At 67.5% G+C, this 1956-nt stretch carries 1 pseudogene; it reads right to left on the bottom strand.

What is annotated here, in order from left to right:
- Window positions 1–937 precede the first annotated feature (937 nt).
- A pseudogene (locus AB0B45_RS51425) lies at window positions 938–1834 on the bottom strand (IS481 family transposase); the annotation flags it as partial.
- Window positions 1835–1956 lie beyond the last annotated feature (122 nt).

The following is a 1956-nucleotide window of genomic DNA, read 5'->3' as shown; positions in this document are numbered from 1 at the left end:
TGTCTAGACCCACCTGATGCTTGACGGTTCGGTCCCAGGACATGCTTGACGGTTGCCCTTGATTTCATAGGGCGGCCTTGCGGGGCCGGTGGGCTTTGATGCTGCGGACGGGCTGGTCAGTGGTCCGCCGGTAGGTGCGCCTGTCCTCGTCGAGCTCAACGGTGATGACGGTGTCGGTGACGTGGGCGGTGACGACGGTTCGGGCGTGCAGGCGTCCCAACGCCAGGATCTGTCCGGCGATCATGATGCGGCCGGTGTCGCTGACCCGCCGTTGCACGGTGATCGGGGCGGTGGAGGTGTGTGGGGATGGCCCGGCCGGGCGGGCACCGCGCAACTTGCGGGCCTGGTCGTAGGTGAGCGGGTTGGGCCGCGAGCGCAGCAGCTGGCGGGTGTCGAGGTCGAAGAACATTAGAGTGTTGCCGTCGATGCGGATGCCGACCCGGCGCCCGTTCAGGATCTCCGCAGCCAGCACCATCTGCCCGGCCAGGCCGACCAGCCCGGATCGGTTGACGGTCCGTTCCACCTCGATCGCAGTCCCGTCCTCGACCGCGGGCAGCGGCGAAGGCCCCGCTTTACGGGCTCCCCGAGCGGCCAGGACCGACAGGTCAGCGGTGGAGAAGTGCGAACGGACGCTTTTGATCCTGGCACCGGCATTCAGCAGGTGGATCACCTGGGAGTCAGCCCAGAACGTGATGTTCACCCCGGCCAGGCCGGTGCCAAGCCAAAACTGGCGACCGCTCACCCACAGGTTCCCCGATGGGGGGACGACCCGCTCGAACTCGATCGCCTCCCCGTCCCACACCCAACCAGACACCGGCTCAACGGCGGGCTCGCCGAGCTGCTCAGGCACTGGATCCGGGTCAGGCACCGCGGCCAGCCGCACCACCGACGGCAACCGCAACGGCAACAGCTCCCGCTCATCTGGGGCCCGGCAGGTGAACCGGTCGGCCGGCACCGCCATATCGAGGGCCTGATGCGGCCGGATCGCGTTGTAGTCGGCCACCCACCGACTGACCGCGTCCTGCGCCGCCGCCAGGTCCGCGAACGGCATCGCGTCGTTGAGGAACTCCCGCCGCAACGTGCCGTGGAACCGCTCGATCTTGCCCGTCGTGGTCGGAGAGCGCGGCTGGGTCAGCCGATGGGTGATCCCATTGTCTCGGCAGATCCGGTCGAACAACACCTCGCCGCCCTTGCCGAACCGGTCGGTGAACTGCTTGCCGTTGTCAGTGAGCACCTCATCGGGAACGCCGAAGGCCCTCAGCGCAGCAGCAAAAGCCAGGCACACCGCCCTACCGCTGGCCCGCGGCACCACAGCGGCGATCACACAGAACCGGGAATGGTCATCGACGCCGGTCACGACCTTGCATTCGGTCCCATCGGCCAGCAGCACCCCGCCGACGATGTCCATCTGCCACAACGCCATCGGAGCATCACGCTCCCACCGCCGATAGTCCTGGCGTTGGCGACGCCGCCGACCAGGCTCGACCAGGCCATGCCGCACCAGCGCCCGATAGACGCTCATCCGCGACGGCACCGGCTCGATCCCCAACCGGCCGATCTCATGCACGATCCGCACCGGCCCCCACCGGGGATGCTCGCGCCGCAGCTCACACACCACGACCTCGACCTGAGCGGGCATCTGATCCGGAGACGACACCGGACGCTTGGACCGATCGACCAACCCCGCCAGTCCCGCCTCCCGATACCGCACCAGCCAGGTATGCACGCTCTGCCGTGACACCCCGAATTTGGCCGCGACCTCGGTCACCGGGACACCTGCCTGAACTTCCAGCACCGCGCGATACCGCTGCTCGACCACAGACAAATCCACCAGCGCCAATCCCGGCCTCCCGCAACGCGACGCCCGCAAACGACGCACCACGGCATAGCCGAAAACAGCAACCGTCAAGCATGTGATGGGACAGCAGTGTCAAGCATCTCCCGGGACAGGACAAG

Source organism: Nonomuraea sp. NPDC049152, assembly GCF_040648355.1.
Taxonomy (GTDB): Bacteria; Actinomycetota; Actinomycetes; order Streptosporangiales; family Streptosporangiaceae; genus Nonomuraea.
Note: the sequence above shows the minus strand (reverse complement) of the source record. Positions and strands in the feature narration are given on the sequence as shown.